Origin of the sequence: Pseudomonas brassicacearum (assembly GCF_003732225.1) — a bacterium.
Classification (GTDB): domain Bacteria; phylum Pseudomonadota; class Gammaproteobacteria; order Pseudomonadales; family Pseudomonadaceae; genus Aquipseudomonas; species Aquipseudomonas brassicacearum_E.
The window spans coordinates 340,368-366,615 of sequence record NZ_MOBJ01000014.1 but is presented as its reverse complement, the minus strand read 5'-3'; the positions used below and the strand labels follow the sequence as shown (position 1 = coordinate 366,615).

General features: G+C 58.9%; 25 protein-coding genes. 7 read left to right on the top strand and 18 right to left on the bottom strand.

Annotated features, from left to right (window positions below):
• The first annotated feature begins 1 nt into the window (after position 1).
• From mupP to BK659_RS21495, 3 genes are all read left to right on the top strand, one after another.
• Positions 2–673, top strand: coding sequence for an N-acetylmuramic acid 6-phosphate phosphatase MupP (mupP, locus tag BK659_RS21505; RefSeq protein WP_123426948.1), 672 nt, complete (start codon positions 2–4; stop codon positions 671–673).
• Between the two features lie 115 nt (positions 674–788).
• Positions 789–1,529 carry a YciK family oxidoreductase gene (locus tag BK659_RS21500; RefSeq protein WP_123426947.1) on the top strand — a complete coding sequence of 247 codons (741 nt, stop codon included), beginning with the start codon at positions 789–791 and terminating at the stop codon, positions 1,527–1,529.
• Positions 1,530–1,899: 370 nt separating this feature from the next.
• On the top strand, positions 1,900–2,826 hold the full coding sequence (locus BK659_RS21495) for a GGDEF domain-containing protein (protein ID WP_123426946.1): 927 nt from the start codon (positions 1,900–1,902) through the stop codon (positions 2,824–2,826).
• 137 nt (positions 2,827–2,963) lie between these two features.
• Here the strand turns inward: BK659_RS21495 and BK659_RS21490 are convergent, their stop codons facing one another.
• From BK659_RS21490 to BK659_RS21460, 7 genes are all read right to left on the bottom strand, one after another.
• Positions 2,964–3,725: an iron-containing redox enzyme family protein gene (locus BK659_RS21490; protein ID WP_404942542.1), complete on the bottom strand. Its 762-nt coding sequence runs from the start codon at positions 3,723–3,725 to the stop codon at positions 2,964–2,966.
• A 78-nt stretch (positions 3,726–3,803) separates the two neighbouring features.
• Positions 3,804–6,263 carry an EAL domain-containing protein gene (locus BK659_RS21485; RefSeq protein WP_123426944.1) on the bottom strand — a complete coding sequence of 820 codons (2,460 nt, stop codon included), beginning with the start codon at positions 6,261–6,263 and terminating at the stop codon, positions 3,804–3,806.
• Between the two features lie 211 nt (positions 6,264–6,474).
• Entirely contained in the window at positions 6,475–8,292 is a 1,818-nt protein-coding gene (locus BK659_RS21480) for an ABC transporter ATP-binding protein (RefSeq protein WP_123426943.1), read from the bottom strand.
• A complete protein-coding gene (locus BK659_RS21475; RefSeq protein ID WP_185015437.1) occupies positions 8,285–8,887 on the bottom strand; it encodes a DsbA family protein in 603 nt (200 codons plus the stop codon). The genes BK659_RS21480 and BK659_RS21475 overlap by 8 nt, the downstream gene beginning before the upstream one ends.
• A gap of 36 nt (positions 8,888–8,923) precedes the next feature.
• Entirely contained in the window at positions 8,924–9,865 is a 942-nt protein-coding gene (trhO, locus tag BK659_RS21470; protein WP_123426941.1) for an oxygen-dependent tRNA uridine(34) hydroxylase TrhO, read from the bottom strand.
• Positions 9,866–9,968: 103 nt separating this feature from the next.
• Complete coding sequence (locus BK659_RS21465; protein ID WP_123426940.1) at positions 9,969–10,268, bottom strand: BolA family protein; 300 nt, start codon at positions 10,266–10,268, stop codon at positions 9,969–9,971.
• Between the two features lie 13 nt (positions 10,269–10,281).
• Positions 10,282–10,806, bottom strand: coding sequence for a DUF2059 domain-containing protein (locus BK659_RS21460; protein WP_123426939.1), 525 nt, complete (start codon positions 10,804–10,806; stop codon positions 10,282–10,284).
• 191 nt (positions 10,807–10,997) lie between these two features.
• On the opposite strand from BK659_RS21460, the gene BK659_RS21455 reads away from it, so the two are divergent.
• Positions 10,998–12,392, top strand: coding sequence for a class II fumarate hydratase (locus BK659_RS21455; protein WP_123426938.1), 1,395 nt, complete (start codon positions 10,998–11,000; stop codon positions 12,390–12,392).
• 123 nt (positions 12,393–12,515) lie between these two features.
• Here the strand turns inward: BK659_RS21455 and BK659_RS21450 are convergent, their stop codons facing one another.
• Positions 12,516–13,478 (bottom strand): DMT family transporter, encoded by a 963-nt coding sequence (locus BK659_RS21450; protein ID WP_123426937.1) that lies wholly within the window; start codon positions 13,476–13,478, stop codon positions 12,516–12,518.
• Positions 13,479–13,689: 211 nt separating this feature from the next.
• Between BK659_RS21450 and BK659_RS21445 the strand changes: the two genes are divergently transcribed.
• A complete protein-coding gene (locus BK659_RS21445; protein WP_123426936.1) occupies positions 13,690–13,890 on the top strand; it encodes a DUF6316 family protein in 201 nt (66 codons plus the stop codon).
• 112 nt (positions 13,891–14,002) lie between these two features.
• Here BK659_RS21445 and BK659_RS21440 read toward each other — a convergent pair whose 3' ends face one another.
• Entirely contained in the window at positions 14,003–15,187 is a 1,185-nt protein-coding gene (locus BK659_RS21440) for a thiolase family protein (protein ID WP_123426935.1), read from the bottom strand.
• Positions 15,188–15,290: 103 nt separating this feature from the next.
• A complete protein-coding gene (gene pap, locus BK659_RS21435) occupies positions 15,291–16,814 on the bottom strand; it encodes a polyphosphate:AMP phosphotransferase (RefSeq protein ID WP_123426934.1) in 1,524 nt (507 codons plus the stop codon).
• A 139-nt stretch (positions 16,815–16,953) separates the two neighbouring features.
• Between pap and mnmC the strand changes: the two genes are divergently transcribed.
• Together mnmC and BK659_RS21425 are read left to right on the top strand one after the other, a co-directional pair.
• Positions 16,954–18,948: a bifunctional tRNA (5-methylaminomethyl-2-thiouridine)(34)-methyltransferase MnmC2/FAD-dependent 5-carboxymethylaminomethyl-2-thiouridine(34) oxidoreductase MnmC1 gene (mnmC, locus tag BK659_RS21430; RefSeq protein ID WP_404942539.1), complete on the top strand. Its 1,995-nt coding sequence runs from the start codon at positions 16,954–16,956 to the stop codon at positions 18,946–18,948.
• 157 nt (positions 18,949–19,105) lie between these two features.
• Positions 19,106–19,333: a YheU family protein gene (locus tag BK659_RS21425; RefSeq protein ID WP_019693006.1), complete on the top strand. Its 228-nt coding sequence runs from the start codon at positions 19,106–19,108 to the stop codon at positions 19,331–19,333.
• A gap of 5 nt (positions 19,334–19,338) precedes the next feature.
• Here the strand turns inward: BK659_RS21425 and csrA are convergent, their stop codons facing one another.
• The 8 genes from csrA to BK659_RS21385 form a co-directional block, all read right to left on the bottom strand.
• Positions 19,339–19,524: a carbon storage regulator CsrA gene (csrA, locus tag BK659_RS21420; RefSeq protein ID WP_123426933.1), complete on the bottom strand. Its 186-nt coding sequence runs from the start codon at positions 19,522–19,524 to the stop codon at positions 19,339–19,341.
• Positions 19,525–19,665: 141 nt separating this feature from the next.
• Complete coding sequence (locus BK659_RS21415; RefSeq protein ID WP_123426932.1) at positions 19,666–19,998, bottom strand: YnfA family protein; 333 nt, start codon at positions 19,996–19,998, stop codon at positions 19,666–19,668.
• Positions 19,999–20,050: 52 nt separating this feature from the next.
• Positions 20,051–20,878 (bottom strand): SDR family oxidoreductase, encoded by an 828-nt coding sequence (locus BK659_RS21410; protein ID WP_123426931.1) that lies wholly within the window; start codon positions 20,876–20,878, stop codon positions 20,051–20,053.
• Positions 20,879–21,096: 218 nt separating this feature from the next.
• Positions 21,097–23,190 (bottom strand): LTA synthase family protein, encoded by a 2,094-nt coding sequence (locus BK659_RS21405; protein ID WP_123426930.1) that lies wholly within the window; start codon positions 23,188–23,190, stop codon positions 21,097–21,099.
• 315 nt (positions 23,191–23,505) lie between these two features.
• Entirely contained in the window at positions 23,506–24,381 is an 876-nt protein-coding gene (speE, locus tag BK659_RS21400; RefSeq protein WP_123426929.1) for a polyamine aminopropyltransferase, read from the bottom strand.
• A 232-nt stretch (positions 24,382–24,613) separates the two neighbouring features.
• Complete coding sequence (locus BK659_RS21395; RefSeq protein ID WP_123426928.1) at positions 24,614–24,805, bottom strand: PLDc N-terminal domain-containing protein; 192 nt, start codon at positions 24,803–24,805, stop codon at positions 24,614–24,616.
• 88 nt (positions 24,806–24,893) lie between these two features.
• A complete protein-coding gene (locus tag BK659_RS21390; protein ID WP_123426927.1) occupies positions 24,894–25,424 on the bottom strand; it encodes a hypothetical protein in 531 nt (176 codons plus the stop codon).
• A 283-nt stretch (positions 25,425–25,707) separates the two neighbouring features.
• Positions 25,708–26,226 (bottom strand): ankyrin repeat domain-containing protein, encoded by a 519-nt coding sequence (locus BK659_RS21385; RefSeq protein WP_123426926.1) that lies wholly within the window; start codon positions 26,224–26,226, stop codon positions 25,708–25,710.
• Positions 26,227–26,248: the final 22 nt, after the last annotated feature.

Below are 26,248 nucleotides of genomic sequence, written 5' to 3'. Positions count from 1 at the left end.
CATGGTAATCAGAGCAGTTCTTTTCGACATGGACGGCACCCTGCTCGACACCGCGCCGGACTTCATCGCGATCTGCCAGAGCATGCGCGCCGATCGCGGCTTGCCACCCATGCCGGACAAACACATCCGCGACGAGATTTCCGGCGGGGCGAAAGCCATGGTGGCGGTGACCTTCTCGATGGACCCGGAATCGCCAGGCTTCGAGGCGTTGCGACTGGAATTCCTGGAGCGCTATCTCAAGGGTTGCGCGGTTCACAGCAAACTCTTCGATGGCATGGCAGAGCTGTTGGCCGACATCGAGAAATCCAATCTGATCTGGGGCGTGGTGACCAATAAACCGCTGCGCTTCGCTGAGCCGATCATGCAACAACTGGGGCTGGCCGAACGCTCGGCGCTGCTGATCTGCCCGGACCACGTGACGAACAGCAAGCCGGACCCGGAGCCGTTGATCCTTGCGTGCAAGATGCTCGACCTGGACCCGGCCAGCGTGCTGTTTGTGGGCGATGACCTGCGCGATATCGAGTCGGGCCGCGATGCCGGCACCAGGACCGCCGCAGTGACCTTTGGCTACATTCACCCGGATGACAATCCACGGAACTGGGGCGCGGATGTGGTGGTGGACCACCCTTCGGAGTTGCGCAAGGTTCTGGACGGCGCGTTGTGTAGCTGCTGATTCAGTCAAAAGATCGCAGCCTGCGGCAGCTCCTACAGGGGACCGAGATCAGCGTAGGAGCTGCCGCAGGCTGCGATCTTTTCAGCCCTTTTAATGGATTGTGTAGAGGTTTTTTATGTTTGATTATTCTGCCCGCCCTGAATTGCTCAAGGATCGGGTCATTCTGGTCACTGGCGCCGGTCGTGGAATCGGCGCTGCCGCGGCAAAAACCTATGCCGCTCACGGCGCTACCGTGCTGCTGCTGGGCAAGACCGAGGCCAATCTGACTCAGGTCTACGACGAAATCGAAGCGGCCGGTCATCCACAGCCAGCGGTAATTCCGTTCAACCTGGAAACTGCTCTGCCGCATCAGTACGACGAGTTGGCGGCAATGATCGAAACCGAATTCGGCCACCTTGATGGCTTGTTGCACAACGCCTCGATCATTGGCCCGCGTACGCCACTGGAGCAACTGTCCGGCGAAAACTTCATGCGCGTGATGCACGTCAACGTCAACGCCATGTTCATGCTGACCAGCACCCTGCTGCCGCTGCTCAAGCTGTCTCAGGACGCCTCGGTGATCTTCACTTCCAGCAGCGTCGGTCGAAAAGGTCGCGCGTACTGGGGCGCTTATGGCGTGTCGAAATTCGCCACCGAAGGCCTGATGCAAACCCTGGCCGACGAAGTCGACACCGTCGCGCCGATTCGCTCCAACAGCATCAACCCAGGCGCTACCCGCACCAGCATGCGCGCTCAAGCGTACCCGGGCGAAAACCCGGCCAACAACCCGACACCTGAAGAGATCATGCCGGTTTACCTGTACCTGATGGGACCGGACAGCACTGGCATCAATGGTCAGGCATTCGACGCTCAGTAAGCCCCTCGCCACACCCGCTACCGCGACGGCATACCGTCGCGGCACGCTCCTCACTGCCTTCAGGCGCCCGCCTTGAGTCAAACAAATGCCGCCGTGTCCACCACCACTAACAGCCATACAACCTAATAAATTGATTTAGAAGGAGTTTTATCCAGGTGAACCGAATGGCACGACTTTCGCTCTAACACTGTGTAAACACGCAGCGTGTTAGCGGTCGGGCAGCACCCTGTCGAGGCTTACTTTTGCTCGGCAAAGCAGACTAAACTTTGGCCACATGTCCTACGGGACTGATGGACCAGTATGACGCGCAGCCCAAAGCCGCTCTCACCCAGCCTGTAAGACAGCATTCCTGCTTAGGGGCTCACGCCATATGAAATCTCCAACCCAGACCAACGCAATTGACTTCGATAGCGCCAAATTGCAACGCCTGGGCTTTGGTCAATTGCCGCCCCTCCTGGAGCGTCCCGCCAGCCTCGGCCAATTGCGCCAGCACATGGGCCTGCAACTACAAACCAGCCTTGAGCCGCAGCGCATTCTGGGACTGTTTTTCCGCGAAGTTCAGCGCCTTGTCCCACTGGACGCCTTGCACTATGAGCACAAAACCAGTGATTTGCGCCTGGAGTTCGGTCAGCGTGGCCATCACTCGGTGAGCTACAGCCTGAGCCACGAAGGCGCACATCTGGGCGATCTGGTGTTCCGTCGCAATCAGCGCTTCAGCGAACAGGATCAGGGCAAACTCGAATCACTGCTGGCAGCCCTGCTCTTCCCGATGCGCAACGCCTTGCTCTATCGGGCTGCAACTCAAAGCGCACTGCGCGATCCACTGACAGGCACCGGCAACCGCATTGCCATGGATCAGACCCTGCAACGTGAGATCGACATGGCCCGGCGACATATGCAGCCGCTGTCGTTACTGATGCTCGATATCGATCACTTCAAACGGATCAACGACACCCATGGCCACAGTGCCGGCGATGACGTGCTCAAGGCTGTCGCAACCTCTATCAAAAACCAGTTGCGCAACGTAGACATGGTCTTCCGTTTTGGCGGCGAAGAATTTTTGATTCTGCTTTCCAACACCAGCCGCGAAGCTGCCGCGATGATTGGCGAACGCCTGCGTTATGCCGCGCAAGCCGAGGAGTATTGGGCCGATGGGACGCTGATCGGGTTGACAGTCAGCCTCGGGTGCTCGACGTTGCTGCCCGGAGAGTCCGCAGATAGCTTGTTACGGCGCGCCGACAGCGCGTTGTATGTGGCCAAACGCGAGGGGCGTAACCGGTTGGCGATGGCCGGTTGAATCGCCAGCAACACCCCAAGTCAAATGTGGGAGCGAGCTTGCTCGCAATGAACGATAACCCGGTTTTCCTGTTAAACCGGGTTGCCTGCATCGCGAGCAAGCTCGCTCCCACATTGGATCGTTGTTAAACCGAAGGATCAGCTTTCGACCAGCACCATCCGCTCACGGACTACCGGAGCCCTTTCCGAGTGTTCCAGTTGCATGCAGCGCTCCAGAAACAGGTACATATAGTCGTAGCTCTTGCAAACCGCGTCACGTAGTTCAGCTTGCAGGGATTTGCTGGGGTTCTGGCCCGCCAGCGTGCAGATTATTTCCAATGCCTCCCATGGATGGGCATCATCGTATTGAGCGTGCATTTTCAGCCACTTCATGGCGCGCTTGCGATCCTCCTCAGGGAACGATGCCGCATAAATCCCGCTGGAACATACCAGCGCCGACCACTCACCGGTCGCACCTTCAATCGCATAGTTGGTCGCTGCAATGGCAACAATCAGTGAATCCGCCGAACTGGTATGCCAGCACCAATGACTCAACGCATGAAGTTCAGGGGCAACCTGCTGCGCCTGCAAGTCCTCCAGACTGACGCCATGCGCTCGACTCCAGTGCACCCAGTAGTCGGCATGGTTAAGTTCAACCCGAATATTACGCATCAGCCAGCGACGTGCCATGTCCTCACCGGGGTGGCGGGCAAAGCGGGTTTTGGTCAGGTTTTGCGCCATGTACAACGCGAACTGTTCAACGACCGGCCAGCCACCAATGAGGTACTGGCGCATGGTCTTTGCACTGAGTTTGTTGTCACGCATCCGCTGATACAGTTCATGTTCGACAACCCGACGCTTGCTCTCGCTGCAATCCTGGATCAACTGCTGAGCCCAGGCTGGATAACTTGCGGCTTCCATAAGCGGGCCGGATCTGTTGAATGTATCGATCACTGTCGCACTCCTTTTGATTGTGATTGTACGGATCAGCAAGAGACTTCAACGGAATGTGCCAGGCGCCTTGAATAACAGAGGCCGCGGTCTGGTGGGCCGACATTGCAAGCTGTCACAGGTAAACAATTGCGGGCGTTCGATGACATACCCTTGAGCATAATCCACCCCGATTTCCAGCAATGCCTGCTCGATCTGGGGTGTTTCAACAAACTCGGCAATGGTGCGCTTACCCATGACATGACCGATGTGATTGATCACTTCGACCATTGCACGGTTAATCGGGTCGTCCAGCATATCCTTTACGAAACTCCCGTCGATCTTCAAGAAGTCTACAGGCAAATGTTTCAGATAAGCGAATGAGGACATACCGGCACAAAAGTCATCCAATGAAAAGTGGCAGCCTAACCCTTTGAGTTCATTAATAAATCTGATTGCGCTGCCTAAATTCGAAATTGCACTGGTTTCAGTGATTTCAAAACAAATCATTTCAGGCGGGATGGCATAGGCAATGAACTTCTCACGCAGGAAGTGTAGGAAAGCCTCATCACCGATCGTAATACCTGACAGATTTATCGCACACATGGCCAACGGCCCTTCGCGCTCTTGCGCGATGCCCTGAGCAATGATTTTGAAAACGTTCTCGACCACCCAACGATCCAGCGACGTCATCAACCCATAGCGCTCGGCGGCAGGAATGAAACTGTCCGGCAGGATCATCCGCCCGGCTTCGTCATGCAGACGCAGCAGGATTTCGATATGCCCACCACCCCGCTCGACATGCCCCAGCGCAGCGATTTCCTGTGAGTACAAGCAGAAGCGATTCTCTTCGAGCGCCATGTGCAAGCGCTGCACCCAAGCCATCTCGCCGAAACGCAAGGACAGCTCGGAATCGTCGGCATGATAGACCTGCACCCGATTGCGGCCCTTTTCCTTGGCCATGTAGCAGGCCATATCGGCAGCACGCAATGAAGCCTCAAGGGTGGCCGGAGCTTGAATGATGTGCACCAGGCCGATGCTGACGGTGGTCACGAACGGCCGGCCTTTCCAGACAAAATGCAGGTTTTGCACTGTCTGACGCAGGCCCTCGGCGATTTTCTCCGAAGCTTCCGGCGAACAGTTTTCCAACAGGATGCCGAACTCGTCACCGCCCAGCCGGGCCAGGGTGTCACCTTCGCGCAATCCCGACTGCAACAACGCACAGATATGCCGCAGCAACTCATCACCTGCGGCGTGTCCGCAGGTGTCGTTGACCAGTTTGAATTGATCCAGGTCGAGGAACATCAAGGCATGCCGGGCAGGTTGGCGCGTCAGGTTGTGCAGCGCCTGCTCCAGGCGATATTCGAATTCGCGACGGTTGGCCAGCCCGGTCAGGGCGTCGTGGGTGGCCTGCCAGGAAAGATTGGCGATGTACTGCCGCTCCTGGGTCATGTCATGCAGCACCAGCACTGTGCCGCTGACCTTGCCTGCATTGCGAATCGGCGAGCCCACCAGCGTCACGGAAACCGTGCTGCCGTCCAGCCGCTGAATCAGTTTGGAGTGCTCACTGCCACCACTGAGTTGACCGCTGAGAATGTGCTCGATCAGGGTAAAGCCGTCAGCCTGGGCATTTTCGTCCAGCAGATTGAACAAGGCCGCCAGCGGTAACCCGACCGCCTGTTCAGCTTTCCAGTGAGTCAACTCTTCGGCCGCCGGGTTCATGTAAGCGATGGCGCCTTCAACGTCGGTGGTGATCACGCCATCGCCAATCGATTGCAGGGTGATTTGCGCGCGTTCCTTTTCCAGCTGCAAGGCATTGGCAAACGCATGGCGCTGGGCCAGAAGCTTATGGGTTCGTAGCAACGCCAGGACAATCAACCCCAACGCCGTGGCCAGGTTGGTGAACAGCAACAACCGTAGAATCAGCCGCGACCCCTCGCCCAACGCGTCACTGAAGGCTTTGGCGGCGGGCGTCACCCCTTCGTTGATGGCAAATATCCGGGCTTTCCAGCGCTGGATGTCAGCGTCGGTCGCCTGGTTGCCGGCAATGCGCTGATGCATTTCACGGGCGACGCTATCGAGCTGCACCAGATAGGCATCACCTACGGTCCAGCGATCGATTGCAGTTTCCAGGTAGCTGAAATGCCGGAAGTTCAAATACAGCCAAATCAGACTGGAGACGTCATCGGGATGGTTACCACCCTTGAGGATTCCATGTCGGGCGGCCGCCAGATCGGGCGGCTGACTATCCAGTGCAACACGCAGTTCATGCCCGCCCTGAGGGACTGCAATAGTATTCTGGTACTTGAGGAAAATCGACTCGTCGCGACTGTCGGCGTAGAGATTGAGGTAATAGATGGCGTCTTTCTGGCCCTTGGACCACAGGCTTTCGCCGGCAACGTAGCCGCGAACCGCCGACAGAACGTACAGGCTCACGCCGCCCAACAGGGCCTGAAATAACACAACGGCGATAAATGGCCAGACGATGCCCAACAACCGTGGCGTTCCGAGAGTCCGCTTTTGCTTCATGAGGTCCCTTGCACTAGCACTGCCTGATGAACACCCGAGAGAATTCCACTCCTAACAGCACAGACTAGGCTAATTTTCAATTTTTCGAAGACATTAGGCTTCGATCAAGATCGTTTTAGGGACTACGTAACAATCAGAGGGTGCACAAGCCTGATTCCCCAAAAGGGCATCTGATCAATAAGCACAGAAATCCGGGCAAAACTCAAGGTTGCTAAAGCTGCTGCAAATGCCCATAAAGCTTGGCGTATAAACCACCATCGGCAATCAACTGCTGATGGTCGCCATCTTCGGCAATCTGGCCACCATCGAACACCAGCACGCGATCCGCCTGTTTTACCGCCGATAACCGGTGGGCAATGATCAGTGTCGTTCGACCGCTGAGAAACCGCGCCAGTGCTTGATGGAGGTTGTATTCGGTGGCGGCATCCAGCGCCGAGGTCGCTTCATCGAGGACCACGACCTTCGGCTCCGCCAGCACCATGCGCGCAATGGCCAGGCGTTGGCGTTGGCCACCGGACAAGCGCACACCGGAGCGGCCAACGATGCTGTCCAGCCCTTGCGGCAACGCCTTGACCGTAGCGTCGAGCTGGGCGATTTCCAGCGCCTGCCAGCAAGCTTCGTCGCTGCGTTCGCGGCCCATGCTCAGGTTGGCCCGGATGGTGTCGTTGAACAGTGCCGGATGCTGCAAAACCACCGCGACATTCTCGCGCACGGTTTCCAGGCCGACTTCCTCTTGAGTCGCGCCACCAAAACGGATGCAGCCCGCCTGCGGCGTATAGAGCCCCAACAGCAATTGCACCAGCGTGCTTTTACCGCCGCCGCTGGCGCCGACGATCGCGACTTTCTCACCAGGGGCGATGGACAGGTTCATCTTGTCCAGCACCAGCTCACCGCCGTAGCCGAAACTCAAGCCTTGCACCTCGATGCCCACCGTCTCGCGCCCCTTGAACGGGTCGACGCCACCTGGGTACTGCGGCTCATCGTCACGCGACAACAACTCGTTGATTCGCGTCAGCGCACCACCGGCCGCGTAATAAGCGTATTGCAGATTCAGCAGCTGCTCGACCGGCCCGATCATGAACCAGAGGTAGCTGAACACCGCAAGCATCTGGCCGATGGACAGGTCGGAGAACAGCACGGTGAGCATCGCAGCGGCGCGAAAGATATCGATGCCGAACTGGAACAACAAACCGCTGGCGCGGCTTGAAGCGTCGCTTTTCCACTGTGAGTTGATGGCGTAGTTGCGCACTTCTTGCGCCCGCATCCCCAGTCGTCCAAGGAAAAAACCCTGACGGTTGCCAGCGCGGATTTCCTGAATCGCATCCAGGGTTTCGGTCAGCGCCTGGGTGAACCGGGAGGTGCTGTCGTTCTCGAGCTTTTTCAGGTGTTTGACCCGCTTGCCCAATTGCACCGTGGCGTAGATCACCAGTGGATTGAACAGCAGAATCAGCAGCGCCAGTTTCCAGTGCATCCAGACCAGAATGCCCGCCGTGCCGACCAGCGTCAGCATCGCTACCAGAAAACGGCTGAGGGTTTCACCGACGAATTTATCGAGCGTGTCCAGGTCGGTGACCAGGTGCGTGGTCACCGTTCCGCTGCCCAGGCTTTCATATTCACCGAGGGAAATACGCTTGAGTCGCTCGATCAGTCGCACGCGAATGCGGTAGACGATGTCCTTGGCCAATCCGGCAAACAGGCGTGCCTGCAAGACGTTGAACATCAACGCACCGCAACGCAGGGTCAAGGTCACCAGCAACATCAAACCGATGTAGCCAGCGGCGCTTTGCCAGCCGGCCGGCAGCACGTGATTCATGACTTTCAGTGCCGCGTCGCCATGCCCCAGCAGCACTTCGTCCACCAGTAGCGGCAACAGCAAGGGAATCGGCACGCTGCACAGGGTCGCCAGTACAGCGACGCCGTTGGCGATCCACAGGGATTTTTTATGGTGAAGCGCCAGACGACGGATTTCCGCCCAACTCAGCCGATCGACCCGCTTGGGTTGCTGCACATCATCGGGCCGGTCATACACAGGCGGCGCGCTCCAGCCAGCGACCGAGCAACGGTGACAGCTCGCTGAGCGGTTGATAGCCATTGGTCAACAGTGCCAGTTGACCATTGCGCTCGGCCAGCAAGGTCGGGAACCCGGCGATGCCCAAATCCTGAACCCAGGTGAAGTCTGCCGCCGTGGCCGCGTGCTGATCGGCACGGTCGAAGGCTGCCGCGAACTCGATACGTGGCAAACCGGCTTGCTCGGCCAACTCCACCAACACGCTGGCGCGGGTGACGTCACGGCCCTCGGCATAAAAGGCGTGCTGAATGAGTTTAAGCAGTTTCCACGCGCAATCCGGCGCCAGACTGCGCGCTGTCACCAGTGCGCGGCAGGCAGGTTCAGTGTCGTAGACAAAACCATCGGGCAGCGCGCCTTCGAACTTGAACGGCTGGCCGGTGGCCTCGGTGACCGCCTGCCAGTGTTCGAGAATGTAGCGCCGAGTGGTGGGTTCCAGCGCCGCACCACTGCCTGTGCGCAAACCGCCGACCACCAGATGCACTTCAACGCCCGCGGCCTGCGCCTGCTCGACCAGGGCCTCGGCCACCGGAGCGAAGCCCCAGCACCAGGAACACATCGGATCCATTACATAGAGCAGGCGCGCGGACATGGTTCAGGCCTCGGTGTTGGATTGCTTGTAGTTGTAACCAATTGGGTGCGGCTGATTACGGGCCTTGGCCAGTTCGATCTGTTTCTGCCGGTCGATCGCACTGCGGCGGGTCTTCTCACTCAGCTTATCCCAGCAATGCGGGCAACTGATGCCAGCGACATAGTGCTCGGATGCACGGTCTTCGACGCTCACTGGCGTACGACAGGCATGACATTGATCGTAGTCGCCTTCGCTCAAGTCATGGCGAACGGTGACGCGGTTATCGAACACGAAGCAGTCGCCCTGCCATTTGGTTTCTTCCTTCGGCACCTCTTCGAGGTACTTCAGGATCCCGCCCTTGAGGTGGAAGACTTCATCGAAGCCCTGGCTGAGCATGTAGCTCGAAGCCTTTTCACAACGAATGCCGCCGGTGCAGAACATCGCGACTTTCTTGTGTTTGGCCGGGTCGAAGTTGGCTTTGATGTAGTCTGGGAATTCGCGAAAACTGGTGGTTTTCGGATCGATCGCACCCTCGAACGTGCCGATCGAAACTTCGTAGTCGTTGCGGGTATCGATCAGCAGCACTTCAGGATCGCTGATCAAGGCATTCCAGTTCTGCGGGTTAACGTAGGTGCCGACCTTCTTGTTCGGATCGACGCCTTCAACACCCAGGGTGACGATTTCTTTCTTGAGCTTGACCTTGGTGCGGTAGAACGGCTGCTCATCGCAGTACGACTCTTTGTGGTCGATGTCGTCCATGCGCGGGTCGTTCTTGAGCCAGGCCATCAGCCCGTCGATGCCTTCGCGGCTACCGGAAACCGTGCCGTTGATGCCTTCTTCGGCAATCAGCAAAGTGCCTTTGATGCCGTTGTCGACCATCGCCTGCAACAGTGGCTCGCGCAGGGCGACGTAATCTTCAAGGGTGACGAACTTATACAGTGCCGCCACGACAATCTGTTGTGTCATGGGTGATTCTCCAGGTGGCTACCCGCGTAAGGGGTGAACCGGATGCGAAAAAAAAACGCGCCGGCTAAGCGGCGCGTTGCGGATTCTAACAAAAAACCGAAGCTTAATGCTTGCTGCCGCCAGCGCAGGTCGGCGAGGCAGGTGCCGCGCCGGTCTTCGCCCATTCTTCAGGCGTGTACGTATGCAGCGCCAACGCATGGAACTCGCCCATCAGGTCACCCAACGTGGCGTAGACCTTCTGGTGGCGCTTGACGCTGTTGAGCCCGGCAAATTGCTCGCTGACCACCACGGCCTTGAAGTGGGTTTGCAACCCACGGCTGTGCATATGGCTTTCGTCCAGCACATCCAGATGCGCGGGCTGCAAAGCGTTCAGTGCCGATTCAATACGTTGTTGCATGGTCATTGCGGGGCTCCGCTCAAGGCTTTTTCTTGGCTGGAGCGGCGGCGTCTTTCGGCGTCAGCTCGGCAGTCATGTCAGACAGCAGCTTGTTGACCACAGGCACCGCGCTTTCCAGTTTGGCTTGAGTCATCTGGGCCGATTGCTGAGTCAGCTGAGGCATTTTTTCCAGGACTTTCTTGCCCAGTGGCGACTGGTAGAACGCGACCAGGTCCTTGAGCTCGGATTCGCTGAAGTTGGTGGTGTAGAGCTTGACCATGTCCGGCTTCAGCTTGTTCCAGCCAATGGCCGCGTCCAGAGCTGCGTTGGCCTTGGCCTGGTAGGTTTCCAGCAGGGCTCTTTTCGATTCCGGCGCTTTGGTTTGTTCAAAGCGCTGAGCGAACATTTGCTGCACTTGCATGTACACCGGAGTGCCCAGTTTGTCAGCGTGCGCCAGGGTCAGGAACGCTTCGGCACTGGCGTTGTGGCTGGCGGTATCGGCGAAAACCTGGCCGCTGGCACAGACCAGAGCAACCGCGGTACAGATGGCACGAAGACGAGTCATCGAGTTTCCTATTCTAGCAGGCGAGGTAAAACCCCAAGGGTGGCCATTCTGCGCCTAAAAAACTCATGCGCTCAACCCCTCCCCCTTGCCAGGCCTGATTTGCAGGGCCGAACGGTAGAAAAAACGACTGATGGAACCTCAAGCGCCAATCACGGCCTAAACTGCGCTATCAGACTAAAGGAAGGTGATCCATGAGCCGTATCGAAACCGACAGCCTTGGCCAGGTGGAAGTCCCGGATGAAGCCTACTGGGGCGCACAGACGCAGCGCTCGCTGATCAACTTTGCGATCGGTAACGAACGCATGCCGCTGGCTGTATTGCACGCCCTGGCGCTGATCAAGAAAGCTGCAGCACGGGTCAATGATCGCAACGGTGATCTGCCGGCCGACATTGCCCGACTGATCGAACAGGCGGCCGACGAAGTGCTCGATGGCCAGCATGATGACCAGTTCCCGCTGGTGGTCTGGCAGACCGGCAGCGGCACCCAAAGCAACATGAACGTCAACGAAGTGATCGCCGGTCGCGCCAACGAACTGGCCGGCAATCCCCGTGGCGGCAAGGTTCCGGTGCACCCCAACGATCACGTCAATCGCTCGCAGAGTTCCAACGACAGCTTCCCCACCGCCATGCACATCGCCACGGTGCAGGCCGTGCAACAGCATCTGTTGCCGGCGATCGCTGAACTCTCCGGAGGTTTGGCAGAGCTGGCCGCCCGACACATGAATCTGGTGAAGACCGGTCGCACGCACTTGATGGATGCCACGCCGATCACTTTCGGCCAGGAGCTTTCAGCCTTCATCGCGCAGCTCGACTACGCCGAACGAGCGATCCGCAGCGCCTTGCCGGCCGTCTGCGAGCTGGCTCAGGGCGGAACCGCAGTAGGCACCGGCCTCAATTCGCCGCATGGTTTTGGCGAGGCGATTGCGTCTGAACTGGCCGCCCTCTCCGGCCTGCCGTTTATCACCGCGCCGAACAAGTTTGCCGCGCTGGCCGGGCATGAGCCACTGACCACCCTGTCCGGCGCACTGAAAACCCTCGCCGTGACGCTGATGAAAATCGCCAACGACCTGCGCTTGCTGGGCTCCGGGCCACGGGCCGGTTTTGCCGAGGTCAAGCTGCCCGCCAACGAGCCCGGCAGTTCGATCATGCCCGGCAAGGTCAACCCGACTCAGTGCGAAGCGCTGTCGATGCTCGCCTGTCAGGTGCTGGGCAACGACGTGGCGATTGGTTTCGCGGCCAGCCAGGGTCACCTGCAACTGAACGTGTTCAAACCGGTGATCATTCACAACCTGCTGCAATCGATCCGCTTGCTGGGCGATGGCTGCAGCAACTTCCAGCAGCATTGCATCGCAGGCCTGGAGCCGGACGCCGAGCAGATGGCGGCGCATCTGGAACGCGGTTTGATGCTGGTGACAGCGCTGAACCCGCACATCGGTTACGACAAATCCGCCGAAATCGCCAAGAAAGCCTACGGCGAAGGGCTGACCCTGCGCGAGGCGGCGTTGCAGTTGGGTTATCTGACGGATGAGCAGTTCGATGCCTGGGTACGGCCGGAGAACATGCTGGAGGCTGGCAAGCAGGGGTGAATCTGAACGTTATTTAGCGCCCGGCAGTCAGTCATCGCGAGCAAGCTCGCTCCCACAGTAGTTTTGCATACACCACAATTCCAATGTGGGAGCGAGCTTGCTCGCGATGAACGATGACGCGGTCTATCGGCTGACCGCAGCCCGCATCCGCCGGGCCCTGAGCCCGGCAATCAGCGACGGCCCCAACGCGACCAGCGCCGAACCCAGCACCACCAGCACTGCCCCGCCGTACGCCAAACGGTTGATCTGTTCGGCCTGCACATAATCGGGCCATAACCAGGCGGCCAGCGCCACGGCGGCGAAGGTCACCAACGGGGTGATCGCCAGCGTCGCACTCACCCGCGACGCTTCCCAATGGGCCAGCGCCTCGGCAAAAGCGCCGTAGGCAATCAGTGTGTTCAGGCAGCACGCGAGCAGCAACCAACCTTGCAGCGGGCTCAATTGCAAAGCTTCCAGTGGATGCACCCACGGCGTCAGCAACAAGGCGCAAAACAGGTAGATCACCATCATCACCTGCAACGAGTTCCAGACCGTCAGCAGTTGCTTCTGGCCCAGCGCATAAAAGGTCCAGACGGTCGACGCCGCCAGCACCAGCAGCACGCCCGCGGTGTAATCACTCAATGACGTCAACAACTCGCTCAGCCGCTGATTGAAAAACAGCCCAAAGCCCAGCAACAGCACCAGCAGGCCAATCCCCTGCCCCAGGCTGAAACGCTCCTTGAACACAAACAGACTGGCGATGAGCAACAGGATCGGGCCCATCTGCACAACCAATTGCGCGGTCCCCGGGCTAAGCAGGTTCAGGCCCATCAGGTACAACACGTAATTGCCCACCAGCCCGAGTACCGCCATCAGCACCAACCAGCCACCTTTAGGGCCGAGTGCTCGTCGGCTCGGCAGACGTTTGGTCGCCGTCAGGTAAAGGAAAAGCAAACCGCCGGACACCATCAGTCGAAACCAGGTCACCGTGACCGGGTCCATCACCAGCAGCACTTGCTTGAGTTTGATCGGCAGGATTCCCCACAAAAACGCAGTCAGCAAGGCGAGGAACAGACCATATACCCAGCGACCGGACGAAATATGCATGGGAACCCCAAAGGCTGACAGCGAGAAAAGCCATTCTAGGCTGCCGTCGAGGCATCACACAGGGACAGTTGGGGAGAAGCCGTAAATGAGACTGTATCGGTCGTACCGATAAATTGACGGTCTGCCACTGATCGGATGGTCAGGCACCTCAAGTGATTCAGACATAAGCTGATTTTGTTTCGACCTTCAGGATCCACTCAAGGAGACCGCCATGTACGGCATGCGTGCCCAAGACACCGCCCCTGCCACGCACTTTCGCAGTGACCGGATGTGTCGGGTGAATGGTGATTTGTATTTCAGTACCCGGGAGAACACCCAGGAAGGACCGTTCACCAGCCATGCAGCGGCCGAGCGGGAAATTCATGCGTACATCGAGCGGGTGCAGCTAATGAGCCACGAACGTATTAGCTGAATATCTGCGCTGCCTTCATCGCGAGCAAGCTCGCTCCCACAGGTTTTGTGCGGTCCTTGTGGGAGCGAGCTGGCTCGCGATGGCGATTTAACAGGCGCTGCACATTCCAGGCTTAACGCACCGCTTCAAACAATCCCGTAGCGCCCATCCCGCCGCCCACGCACATGGTCACGATGCCGTAACGCACGTTACGCCGTTGCAGTTCGCGCACCAGATGGCCGACCTGACGCGAACCGGTCATGCCGAACGGGTGACCAATCGAAATCGAACCACCATTGACGTTGTATTTCTCGTTGTCGATTTCCAGGCGATTGCGGCTGTACAGGCACTGCGAAGCAAAGGCTTCGTTGAGCTCCCACAGATCGATATCCGCCACCTGCAAGCCTTTGGCCTTGAGTAGTTTTGGCACTGAAAACACCGGACCGATGCCCATTTCGTCCGGAGCGCAACCGGCAACGGTGAAACCACGGAAGAAGGCTTTCGGCTTCAGTCCCAGCTGTAGTGCTTTTTCCAGGCTCATCACCAGAGTCATCGAAGCGCCGTCAGACAGTTGCGAAGAGTTGCCGGCCGTGACCGAACCGTCTTCGGCAAACACCGGCTTCAGTCCCGCCAAGCTTTCGTAGGTGGTGTCCGGACGGTTGCAGTCATCGCGATCGACAATGCCTTCCAGGATCTGCACCTGACCGGTGTTTTTGTCCTCGACCTTGTACTTCACCGCCATCGGCACGATTTCATCGTTGAACAATCCCATGGCCTGCGCCTGGGCAGTGCGCAACTGGCTTTGCAGGGCGTAGCGGTCCTGCTCTTCGCGGCTGACGTTGTAGCGACGGGCGACGATTTCCGCGGTCTGGCCCATCGGGAAGTAGATGCCGGGCACCTGCTCCTTGAGCAACGGGTTGATCAGGTTGTCGGTGTTGACGCTTTTCATGGTCAGGCTGATCGACTCGACACCGCCGGCAACGATGATGTCGCTGCAACCCGAAGCAATCTGGTTGGCCGCGATGGCAATCGCCTGCAAGCCCGAGGAGCAGAAGCGGTTGAGGGTCATACCGCCGGTGCCGATGCCCAAATGCGAGAGCACCGCCACGTTGCGACCAATGTTGAACCCCTGGGCACCTTCGTTGGAGCCGGCGCCAACAATGCAATCCTCGACGCTGGCCGGGTCGATGTCGTTGCGCGCAAGCAACGCGTTGACGCAATGGGCTGCCATGTCGTCCGGACGCGTCTGGTTGAACTTGCCGCGAAAGGATTTGGCCAGTCCGGTTCTCACGCTATCGACGATCACTACTTCACGCATGGCATACCTCATTGTTGTTGTCGTTCAGGAAGTGGATCGAGCATAAATCCAGCTCCCGGCCGACCGCGACAATCATTCACCCCGCGTATGCAAACCCATCGGACTACTTCTTATCCTTTTTCGACTTCTTCTCCTGCTTGTCGGATTTCTCGAAAGCATCTTCCAGCGCGCGATTGAGGGTGCGCAGCACTTTGACCCGGGCCCAGCGCTTGTCGTTGGCTTCCACCAGGGTCCAGGGCGAAACCTCGGTGCTGGTGCGGTCGACCATATCGCCGACGGCAGTCCGGTAGTCATCCCACTTCTCGCGGTTGCGCCAGTCGTCTTCGGTGATTTTGAAGCGTTTGAAGGGAGTCGATTCACGCTCCTGAAAACGCTCCAACTGAGTTTGCTTGTCGATGGCCAGCCAGAACTTCACCACGATCACGCCGGAGGCACTGATCTGCTCCTCGAAGTCGTTGATTTCACCATAGGCACGCATCCAGTCCGCCGGGCTGCAAAAACCTTCGATGCGCTCCACCAGCACCCGGCCATACCAGGACCGGTCGAACACAGTGAATTTGCCCCGTGCCGGGATCTGTCGCCAGAAGCGCCACAGGTACGGCTGGGCGCGTTCATCCTCAGTCGGCGCGGCAATCGGCACAATGCTGTACTGGCGCGGATCGAGTGCCGCAGCCACACGCCGAATCGCCCCGCCCTTGCCCGCGGCGTCATTACCCTCGAACACCGCAATCAGTGCGTGTCGACGCATGCGTTTGTCACGCATCAGGCCGGATAACCGCGCCTGCTCGGTAATCAGTTGCTCCTCGTAATCGTTTTTTTCCAGTCGCTGGCTCATGTCCAGGCTGCCGAGCAGGCTCAGTTGATCGACGCTGGTCAGCAGCGGTGCAGCGTTGACTTTGTCCGGTTTGACCGCAGGCCGTTTGAGGGCGTTTTGCAGACCTTCGAGCAGGATCTTGCCCACGGTCAGACTGCGGTAATGCGCATCCACCCCTTCGATCACATGCCAGGGCGCATAGTCACGGCTGGTGCGGCGAATCACGCGCTCGCCGTACATCACGAACTTGTCGTAGGTGTGCGATTGCTGCCAGTCCAGCGGGCTGATGCGCCAGCTGTGCAGAGGGTCGTCCTGCAAGGCCTTGAGACGCGCCTTCATTTGTTTCTTGGACAGGTGAAACCAGAACTTGAAGATCAGCGCGCCTTCATCGCAGAGCATTTTCTCCATGCGTTCGCTCTGGTTGATCGCCTGGTCCAGCACCGCGTCCTTGAACAGACCATGGACCCGCCCCTGTAGCATCTGACTGTACCAGTTGCCGAAAAACACCCCCATCCGCCCCTTGGCCGGGAGCATCCGCCAATAGCGCCAGGCCGGTGGTCGCGCCAGTTCTTCATCGGTTTGCTGATCGAAGGTGCGCACTTCGATCAGTCGCGGGTCCATCCACTCATTGAGCAACTTGACCGTCTCGCCCTTGCCCGCGCCTTCGATGCCGTTGATCAGCACGATCACCGGAAAACGGGCCTGCTGCTGGAGATCGAACTGGGCTTCGAGCAATGCCTCACGCAGCGCCGGCACTTCGGCTTCGTAGGTTTCTTTATCGATCGCATGACCGATTTCGGCAGATTCGAACATGAGTGGCTCCCTTCCAAGATTGAGCAAGACTAGCGGATTGACCGAGTGTTTGTCCGGGCAATCCCATCCGGTTTGCCATGGATCAATCGCCTGTGTCGCGATCGGCTAGAATGGCCACCTTGCCTCGTCTGAGCCGACCATGAATCCTGAAATACTGCCGAACCCCGTACCGCATGCCCAGCTCGACTGGGACGACCAAGGTCGCCCGCGTTCGCGGGTGTTTGACGACGTGTATTTCTCCGACCAGTCGGGCCTCGATGAAACCCGTTACGTGTTCATCGAGCAAAACCGTCTGAGCGAACGGTTTGCCGAACTTCCGGCCAACGGCCGGTTGGTGATTGGCGAAACCGGTTTTGGTACCGGGTTGAATTTTCTCTGCGCCTGGCAGCTGTTCGAACAACAGGCAGTGGCCGGCGCCCGACTGCATTTCATCAGCGTCGAAAAATACCCGCTGAGCCCGCCCGACCTGCAACGCGCCCTGGCGTTATGGCCGGACCTCAAACCCTTTGCCGATCAGCTACTGGCGCAGTACGTCGCCATCCATCAGGGCTTTCAGCGGCTGGTGCTGGATAACGGCCGCGTGACGCTGACGCTGTTGATCGGCGACGCGCTGGAGCAACTGCCACAGCTGGACGCACAGATCGACGCGTGGTTTCTCGATGGTTTCGCCCCGGCGAAAAACCCCGACATGTGGACCGCCGAACTGTTTGCCGAACTGGCGCGTCTGGCGGCGCCCGGCTCGACCATCAGCACCTTCACCAGCACTGGCTGGGTACGCCGTCTGCTGAATGCGGCGGGATTCAAAATGCGCCGTACGCCGGGCATCGGCCACAAATGGGAAATCCTCCGGGGTGAGTTCGTCGGCTGGCCTGAAGAGACACCTGCCCCGGTAGTCGCCAAGCCATGGTTTGCTCGCCCGAATCAGGTTAACGGCGAACGCCGGGCGCTGGTGATCGGCGCCGGGCTCGCCGGTTGTGCCAGTGCCGCCAGCCTCGCCGCGCGCGGTTGGCAGGTAAGCCTGCTGGAACGGCATGCCGACCTGGCGCAAGAAGCCTCGGGCAACCCGCAGGGCGTGCTGTACCTGAAACTCTCGGCGCACGGCACGGCACTTTCGCAATTGATCGTCAGCGGTTTCGGGCATACCCGGCGCTTGCTCGAACACTTGCAGCGCGGTGTTGATTGGGACGACTGCGGAGTGCTGCAACTGGCGTTCAATGCCAAGGAAGCCGAACGTCAGGCGCAGTTGGCGGCGGCCTTTCCCGCCGATCTGCTGCACCTGCTGGACCAGCCGCACGCGCAGGCTCAGGCTGGAATCGGGCTCGCGCACGGCGGGTTGTTCTATCCAGAGGGTGGCTGGGTTCATCCACCAGCCCTGTGCCAATGGCAAGCGTCGCAACCCAATGTCCAACTACTGACGCACCGCGATGTTCTGGAACTGCGCAAGGTCGATGATCAGTGGCAAGCCTGGGACGGCGATACCCTGCTCGCCAGTGCGCCAGTGGTGGTACTGGCCGGCGCAGCGGAAATCAAACGTTTCGCGCAAAGTGCCGAGCTGCCGCTCAAACGCATTCGCGGGCAAATCACCCGATTGGCGCAAACCGCTGAAAGCCAGAGTCTGGCGACCGTGGTCTGCGCCGAAGGTTACGTCGCCCCCGCGCGTTTGGGTGAACATACCCTGGGCGCCAGCTTCGACTTCAAGAGCGACGACCTGACCCCGACCACCGCCGAACACCTCGGCAACCTGGAACTGCTGGAGGAAATCTCCAGCGATCTGGTCACCCGCCTGCACGCCCGACAGTTGGACCCGGAACAGCTTCAAGGTCGCGCCGCGTTCCGCTGCACCAGCCCCGACTACCTGCCGATCGTCGGCCCTTTGGCTGACAGCCAGGCATTCGCCCAGGCCTACGCCGCACTGAGCAAAGACGCTCGGCAAGTGCCAGACATCGCTTGCCCATGGCTCGATGGGTTGTACGTCAACAGCGGCCATGGCTCACGCGGTTTGATCACTGCGCCGCTGTCCGGTGAGTTGCTGGCGGCGTGGCTGGACAACGAACCGTTGCCGCTGCCCAGAAGCGTCGCCGAGGCCTGCCATCCGAACCGGTTCGCGTTGCGCAAGCTGATTCGCGGCAGCTGAATCGATTGCCGCGTTCCTCGTAGGAGCTGCCGCAGGCTGCGATCTTTTGATCTTCGGCGCCTTTGAGGACGCTAAAAGATCGCAGCCTGCGGCAGCTCCTGCTGGCCGTTAATGTTCATCCGCCGTAGGATCGCCGGATTGATGACCCGAGGTGCCTATGCTTATTCCCCACGACCAACTTGAAGTCGACACCCTGACCCGTCTGATCGAAGACTTCGTCACCCGTGACGGCACCGACAATGGCGACGAAACCCCGCTGGAAACCCGCGTGCTACGCGTCCGCCATGCATTGAGCAAAGGTCAGGCGCTGATTGTGTTCGATCCGGAAAGCCAGCAATGCCAGCTGATGCTCAAGCACGACGTGCCCAAGCACCTGTTTGACTGAGGGCTTCAGCTGCGTTTGCCGTGTACCCGTTTGGCCTGAATGCGCTCATAGACTTCGGCGCGATGCACATTGATGTTTTGCGGGGCCTCGATGCCGAACCGAACGTTGCTTCCGTTCACGGCGAGGATGCGCACAGAGATGTTGTCGCCAATGGAGATCAATTCGCCCACGACGCGGCTGAGTACGAGCATGGCTCTAGTCCTTGAGGTTACCGGGCCTTGAAGATGACCGGCTGACGCCAGGTCTTCAATGCAACGGCAGTAAAACAGTCCCGCCCTACGCAGCAGAACGATTCCCCTTACAGACCTTCCCTGCATCACAACGCCGATGGCTCAAGAGGTAGAGAATCGCGGGCCAAACAGAATGATGCTCGCGCCTAACACGCAGAGTGCAACACCTAGCCAATCCGAGCTCAGCGGTCGAATCCGCTCGACCACGCCAAGCCAGCCGATGGACGCAATGATGTAAATGCCGCCGTAGGCTGCATAAGCTCGGCCCGCGTAGGTCGATTCGACTTTGGTCAGCAAAATGGCGAACAGCATCAAACTGAGCAGCGCCGGTACGACCCACCAGGCGCTTTTGCCCTGCCGCAACCACATCCAGAAAGCGAAACAGCCGGCAATTTCGAACAGCGCGGCGAGGAAAAACCACAGGTAATTGAGCATGCACACATCTCGTCAGGGCTGCCAGATGCGGCAACCCTAACGACGCGGCCCGCTACTCGCAAGTTCCACTGGCGCTTTGCCTGGCCTTGGCGCGCATCTTGTCGGCCATCACGGTCATTTCGTTGTAGAGCAGTTGCGGGTTCTTCTGTTTGAGTGCCCAGGCCATACGGCCCTGCTCGTGGGGCAGGATCATGAACTCACCGGCGGCAACATGCTGGTAGATGTAATCGGCGATATCGCTGGCGGTAATCGGCGAGCTTTCCAGCAACTTGCCGACCTGGGCTTTCATGGCCGGGGTCGGGCCACGGAAGGAATCCAGCAGGTTGGTCTGGAAGAACGACGGGCAGACCACATGCACAGCGATTTCCTGCTGTGCCAGTTCAATCAACAGACTCTCGGACAGCGCCACAACGCCAGCCTTGGCCACGTTGTAGTTGCTCATGGCCGGGCCTTGCATCAACGCGGCCATCGAGGCGATGTTGATGATCTTGCCTTTGCTCTTTTCCAGCAGCGGCAGGAACGCCTTGCAGCCCTTGACCACGCCCATCAGGTTGATTGCGATCTGCCAGTCCCAGTCTTCCAGCGACAGCTCGCTGAAGAAGCCACCGGAGGCCACGCCGGCGTTGTTGACGATCACATCGATGCCGCCCAGCTTCTCTTCACAGGCTTGTGCGAAGGCGGTCAGTTGGCTGTAGTCACGCACATCGCAACGCTGAATGAAACCGTCACCACCGGCCTCGCGGACCCGCTTGAGGGTTTCCAGCAGACCAGGCTCGCTGACATCGGACAAGGCCAACTGCCAACCTTCACGAGCCCAGCGCAGAGCGATTTCGCGACCCAGGCCGGACCCGGCGCCAGTGATCATCATGCGATTTTGCATAGGGAGTTGCCTTGTTGTTCCGGGGAAGATGTTGCGCAGTGTAGCGAAGGATTTTCCTGCACCCATGACCATCAAATTGCTGAATATCCCAGGCAAACCGTAGCGGTTGCATGGCACAGAACTGCGTCAAGCCACCCGGGTTTTCGACAAGGTTTGACCACCGACTGATTCAGCAGACAAAAAAAAGGCCCTTGCGGGCCTTTTTTCTATTACTTGCATTACTTGTTCGGCGTGCTTTCGGTTACACCCGCGGTGTTATCCAGCAAGCTCTTGGTCGCGGTTTGCAGAAACGCTTCCAGCTTGAGCTTCAGCTCAGCGGTGCGCGGTGCATTCGGGACGACTTCGGCATGCGGGTTGGCACCCAGTTGGTACTGGTACATCTTCGGGTCCATTTCCTTTTCCTTCGGCAGAATCAGGATCTGGTCAGCCGTGACGATGGCCGTGGTCTGCTCGGTGCCCGATGGCTTGATCACGCCAAAACCGGTGTCGCCTTGCGGCAGGTTGAGCAGGTCGCGGCCCCAGCACTGTTGACGCACTTCGCCACCGAGGCGGCCCATGATGGTCGGCACGATGTCGATCTGAGTGCCCACAGTGTGGTCACGCTGACCGAACTTTTCCTGGATGCCCGGTGCAATCATCAGCATCGGCACGTTGAAGCGGCCCAGGTCCATTTCGGTGATTTGACGCTCGTTGCCAAAACCATGGTCGCCCACGATGACAAACAGGGTTTCCTTGAAGTACGGCTCTTTGCGGGCCTTTTCAAAGAACTGCCCCAACGCCCAGTCGGCGTAGCGCATGGCAGTCAAATGCTCGTTCAGGCTGCCACGATCAGTGACTTTCTCGACCGGCAATGGTGTCGGCAACGCATACGGCGTGTGGTTGGACAGGGTTTGTAGCAACGCGTAGAACGGCTTGCCTTCGCGCGCCTTGAGTTCCTGCAGGCCACGGTCAAACATGTCCTGGTCGGACACGCCCCATGTCGGGTCGGAGAACACCGGGTTTACGTAGTCGTTACGCCCGATGAAGTTGGTCATGCCCTGGTTGCTGAAGAAGCCCGACTGGTTGTCCCAGGCAAAATCGCCGTTGTAGACATACACATCGTCGTATTTACGGGCGCTGAGCAACTGCGGCAGGCCGGACAACTTGTGGCTGCCTTCCGGAGTCTGCATCAGGTATTCGAAGCCCGGCAGGTTAGGGAAGCAAGCCATGGTGGCGAACATACCCTGATGGGTGTGGGTGCCGTTGGAGAAGAAACGGTCGAACAGCAAACCCTCTTTCGACAATTTGTCGAGGTTTGGCGTGATGTTGCCCGGCGCGCCCAGAGCACCTACCGAGTGACCGGCCATGCTTTCCATCAGGATCACAACGACGTTCTTGATCGGCAGGGTCTTGTCGGCCGGTGGCGTGTAATCGCGGCGTACCGCAGCGATATCGGCGTCAACCAGCTTCTCGTCTGACAGCAACAGCATATCGCGGACGATTTTCTGGGCTTCAGACTGCTCCATGGTCGGCTTCCAGATGTTGTCGCGCTCTTCGGACATGCGGCTCTTCGCGGCCGCAACCAACTGCAGCGTGCCGTTCAGACCCAACTGGTTGGCGAAGTTCGAGTCGGTGGTGTAAACGTCACCCCAACGCAACGGTGGACCTTGACGCAGAGTGCCACGGGCGGCCACGACGCAAATCAACAGGCAGACCACGAACACCGCGATGCGCGCATACCAAGGGGCTACTTGACGGGTGCTGACGGCACCACCGCTGAACGGGCCGCGTGGGCGCGTTGCACGGTCGGCGCCCTTGAACGCCAGACTCAGCAGCCAGGTGCCAACGGCCCAGGCCAACAGATAACGGACTACGGGGAAGCCGTACCAGAGCATGCTCATGACGGTTTTCGGGTCTTCCTTCACATACTGGAAGACCAGGCCGTTGAGGCGCTGGTGGAACTCGCGGTAGAAGTCCATTTCCATCAGGCCGAGGAACAGCGCGATGCTCGAAGCAATGGTCAACCAGAAGCGAAACAGACCACGGGCTGCCATCGCCCGGACACTGAACAGCGCCAGCAACAACGGGATGCTGAGGTAGACCACCAGACGCAGGTCGAAACGCAGGCCGTTGGCGAAAGCTTCGAGGAAGGTCGAGGCTGGGGTGCTAAGGATCATCTCCCGGTTGTAAACCAGCAGCGCAAGGCGCAGCAGGGAGAGCATCACCATCATGACCAGGGCGCAAAGCAGCGTATAAGCCAGATGCGATTTGACGGTCGGTTGCAGCAAGCGATTCGAAGCTCGCTGCGAACTCAGGGCGTCAGGGTTTGCCATTTCGTTTTAGGACCCATTGGAAGTTGAAATTTCAAAGATGTTGCGGCGCCCAGCCCTCTCTTTGCCGTTGCTTGCAGGAAATGGCCGGGGGCTTGCGCGATGCGCAAATGTTGCACGATCACTCACGGCATTGCCATTCATTACTGGCAAGCCCCCCCCAAAGTCCGGCTTCCAGGGCTCTGGAACAAGAGTAAACAGAGGGTTGAGTGTTAAATCGGTGCGGGCGAATTGTCTTGGAGCACTTGTGAAAATTTCGTACAACGCATATCTGGAAACACAAAAAAGGGCCTCGCGGCCCTTTTTAGTCAGTTCCGCTTAATCATTACCTGGCTTGTTCACCGCTTGCAGCACGTACTGCGGAAGAGCGAATGCGCCAATATGGATTTCCGGGTTGTAGTAGCGCGTGATGATGCCGCTGCCGGCAAAACGCTGGCTCAGGGTTTCGCGCGACAGTTTGCGGTACGCGGTGTTGGTCGCGCCCCAGGCAAACGTCATGGCACCACCGATGTAAGTCGGCACCGCGGCCTGATAGAAGTGCCAGTCCGGGAACAAACTGCGCAGGCGCCCGGCGGTGGTTTTCACTTCTTCGATCTGCATGAACGGCGTGCCGTTCTGGGTCACCAGAATGCCGCCTTCGTTCAGGCAACGGCGGCAAGCCTGGTAGAAGTTCTCCGAGAACAGCACTTCACCCGGACCGATCGGGTCCGTGGAGTCGGAGATGATCACGTCGAATTTTTCCTGGGTGGTGGCGACGAAACGCATGCCGTCGTCGATCACCAGGTTCAGGCGTGGGTCATCAAACGCACCCTTGGAGTGGTTCGGCAGGAATTCCTTGCACATGTCGACCACGGTGCCGTCGATTTCGACCATGGTGATGTGTTCGATGCTGCGGTGCTTGGCCACTTCACGCAGCATGCCGCCGTCGCCACCGCCGATGATCAGCACGCGCTTGGCGCTGCCATGCGCCAGGATCGGCACGTGGGTGAGCATCTCGTGGTAGATGAACTCGTCGGCTTCGGTGGTCTGGATCACGCCGTCCAGCGCCATGACCCGGCCCATGCGCGGGTTTTCGAAAATCACCAGGTGCTGGTGCTCGGTGCGCACTTCGTGCAGCAGTTTTTCCATGCGAAAACGCTGACCGTAGCCTTCGTAGAGGGTTTCCAGGTACTCGCAGGTTGTGGTGGTGCTCATGGGAAGTCCCCCGGTGAAGGAAAGGCGCGCATTCTACGTCGCCGAACATGACAGGTCGAACCTTCGTCAGACCAAAAATGATTCAAGCACACAGTGAACCCTGTGGGAGCGAGCTTGCTCGCGATGACGACGGCACATCCAACATCAATCTGGCAGACAGACCGCAATCGTCGGATCGCCGCCCGGAGCAAGCTCGCTCCCACAGGGGAATGTGTTGGCTTTGAAGGCGGTGTCAGAGCCGCATGTTGCCTCTGGGACCCGCAATCGCCCAAATAACCAGGCCCAGCACCGGCAGCAGCAGGATCAGCAGCACCCAGATGATTTTCATCCCGGTTTCTGCGCCGCTTTTAAGCACGTTGATGATCGCCCAGATATCCAGCGCGAGGATGATCAGGCCAACCAGGCCATTGAAGGTGGAACCCATGGTGTCGCTCCCGGGAGAAGAATTTCCCCCTTAGGATAGTCGGGCCTGACGAGGGTCTGGTTTTATTACGTTTGGCGCAGTAACAACCTTAAACGTGGATCGCCACCTTCAGCGCTTCCAGCGATGGCGCCGCGGCAATCCCGACTTGCGCGCACAACTCCAGCACCCGTGGAACGTCGTTGCCATAGACCAGCACGGTCTGAATCTCGTCATCGAGCAGTTGGCTGAAATTCATCAGCGTGTAACCACCGTTTTCCGGGCTCATGCTGCCCATCTGAATCTGAATCCGGTTGAGCGCGGTCAACGCTTCAGTCTTGGCCAACTGCTTGGGTTTGATATTGAACGCCACGCCCGGGCCGAAGGACGCGACGATCTGCGCGAACAGGTCCATGTAGGTGTCGGCCTGAAACAGCACGGTTTCCGGCAGGCTGCCGACCACCACCCACTCACCCAACGAAATCGGGAAGGTGTCGTCGTAGTTGATGTCCGGATTAGCGGCCAGGAACGCTTCGGGATCGGCATAGGCCTGGGCGGCTTCATCGGCGATCTGCACAATTTCCGCCTCGCTCATGCAGCCGGAGCTGATTTTGCTGATGAGTTCGATGAGTGCGGCTTTCATGGGCGGATCCTGTAGCGAGGGTAATTTGAGGGCGCGAAGGATAGCGCATTCGCGAATGGATACCGAGCCCAGGAATCGGAACACAGACTTGTGGCGAGGGGACCCAGCCAGTACGCAATCCGTAGCAGCTGCCGAAGGCTGCGTTCGGCCGCGAAGCGGTCGCAAATTCGGCATCCACGGATTACTGGAAGACCGTAGCGTTTGATTTTACGACGGCTACGCCGCCGAACGCAGCCTTCGGCAGCTGCTACGGGTCATGCGGCGCGCGCCCCCTGCCTTGGGATCAGCCGAGCAGTTTCTGCAACTGCGCCGTGGTATCTGCCGCGCCCATGGTCTTGGCCGCGTCCAGTGCGCTGATGCCATTGGCGTCCTTGGCCTTGGGATCGGCACCTTTGCTGAGCAGATAGTCGACGATCGCGCTGCGATTGAACATCGCGGCCATCATCAGCGCGGTGCGGCCATCAAAGGACGAACCTTCAACCTCGGCGCCACCTTCGACCAGCGCGGTGACCACTGCCAGATCACCTTTGAACGCCGCGCCGGCAATCGGGCTTTGGCCATTGTCGTTGCGGATCTCTGGATCGGCCTTGTGCTCAAGCAGGACTTTCACCGCATCGACATGGCCGTGGTAAGCGGCAAGCATCAGCAAAGTGTCGCCCTTGTGATTACGCAGGTTCGGCGGCAAGCCTTTGCTCAGCAGCGCAGCGAGCATCGCCGCGTCGCCATCGCGGGCCTTGTTGAACACCTGCTCGGCAAACTCCGCGGCTTCTTCCGGGGTCATCTGGCGGGATTTGTCTGACATTGGGGACTCCACATTCGGTCAA

What these genes read in the sequence shown, in the direction of transcription:
- BK659_RS21415 (WP_123426932.1), bottom strand. Translation starts at nt 19,998, where the DNA reads ATGCTCAATTACCTGTGGTTTTTCCTCGCCGCGCTGTTCGAAATTGCC.
- BK659_RS21500 (WP_123426947.1), top strand. Translation starts at nt 789, where the DNA reads ATGTTTGATTATTCTGCCCGCCCTGAATTGCTCAAGGATCGGGTCATT.
- BK659_RS21405 (WP_123426930.1), bottom strand. Translation starts at nt 23,190, where the DNA reads ATGGCAAACCCTGACGCCCTGAGTTCGCAGCGAGCTTCGAATCGCTTG.
- BK659_RS21390 (WP_123426927.1), bottom strand. Translation starts at nt 25,424, where the DNA reads ATGAAAGCCGCACTCATCGAACTCATCAGCAAAATCAGCTCCGGCTGC.
- BK659_RS21395 (WP_123426928.1), bottom strand. Translation starts at nt 24,805, where the DNA reads ATGGGTTCCACCTTCAATGGCCTGGTTGGCCTGATCATCCTCGCGCTG.
- csrA (WP_123426933.1), bottom strand. Translation starts at nt 19,524, where the DNA reads ATGCTCGTACTCAGCCGCGTCGTGGGCGAATTGATCTCCATTGGCGAC.
- BK659_RS21410 (WP_123426931.1), bottom strand. Translation starts at nt 20,878, where the DNA reads ATGCAAAATCGCATGATGATCACTGGCGCCGGGTCCGGCCTGGGTCGC.
- BK659_RS21425 (WP_019693006.1), top strand. Translation starts at nt 19,106, where the DNA reads ATGCTTATTCCCCACGACCAACTTGAAGTCGACACCCTGACCCGTCTG.
- BK659_RS21455 (WP_123426938.1), top strand. Translation starts at nt 10,998, where the DNA reads ATGAGCCGTATCGAAACCGACAGCCTTGGCCAGGTGGAAGTCCCGGAT.
- BK659_RS21485 (WP_123426944.1), bottom strand. Translation starts at nt 6,263, where the DNA reads ATGAAGCAAAAGCGGACTCTCGGAACGCCACGGTTGTTGGGCATCGTC.
- mupP (WP_123426948.1), top strand. Translation starts at nt 2, where the DNA reads ATGGTAATCAGAGCAGTTCTTTTCGACATGGACGGCACCCTGCTCGAC.
- BK659_RS21460 (WP_123426939.1), bottom strand. Translation starts at nt 10,806, where the DNA reads ATGACTCGTCTTCGTGCCATCTGTACCGCGGTTGCTCTGGTCTGTGCC.
- BK659_RS21450 (WP_123426937.1), bottom strand. Translation starts at nt 13,478, where the DNA reads ATGCATATTTCGTCCGGTCGCTGGGTATATGGTCTGTTCCTCGCCTTG.
- BK659_RS21385 (WP_123426926.1), bottom strand. Translation starts at nt 26,226, where the DNA reads ATGTCAGACAAATCCCGCCAGATGACCCCGGAAGAAGCCGCGGAGTTT.
- mnmC (WP_404942539.1), top strand. Translation starts at nt 16,954, where the DNA reads ATGAATCCTGAAATACTGCCGAACCCCGTACCGCATGCCCAGCTCGAC.
- BK659_RS21490 (WP_404942542.1), bottom strand. Translation starts at nt 3,725, where the DNA reads ATGGAAGCCGCAAGTTATCCAGCCTGGGCTCAGCAGTTGATCCAGGAT.
- BK659_RS21465 (WP_123426940.1), bottom strand. Translation starts at nt 10,268, where the DNA reads ATGACCATGCAACAACGTATTGAATCGGCACTGAACGCTTTGCAGCCC.
- pap (WP_123426934.1), bottom strand. Translation starts at nt 16,814, where the DNA reads ATGTTCGAATCTGCCGAAATCGGTCATGCGATCGATAAAGAAACCTAC.
- BK659_RS21495 (WP_123426946.1), top strand. Translation starts at nt 1,900, where the DNA reads ATGAAATCTCCAACCCAGACCAACGCAATTGACTTCGATAGCGCCAAA.
- BK659_RS21440 (WP_123426935.1), bottom strand. Translation starts at nt 15,187, where the DNA reads ATGCGTGAAGTAGTGATCGTCGATAGCGTGAGAACCGGACTGGCCAAA.
- BK659_RS21475 (WP_185015437.1), bottom strand. Translation starts at nt 8,887, where the DNA reads ATGTGTTCCTGGTGCTGGGGCTTCGCTCCGGTGGCCGAGGCCCTGGTC.
- speE (WP_123426929.1), bottom strand. Translation starts at nt 24,381, where the DNA reads ATGAGCACCACCACAACCTGCGAGTACCTGGAAACCCTCTACGAAGGC.
- BK659_RS21445 (WP_123426936.1), top strand. Translation starts at nt 13,690, where the DNA reads ATGTACGGCATGCGTGCCCAAGACACCGCCCCTGCCACGCACTTTCGC.
- trhO (WP_123426941.1), bottom strand. Translation starts at nt 9,865, where the DNA reads ATGACACAACAGATTGTCGTGGCGGCACTGTATAAGTTCGTCACCCTT.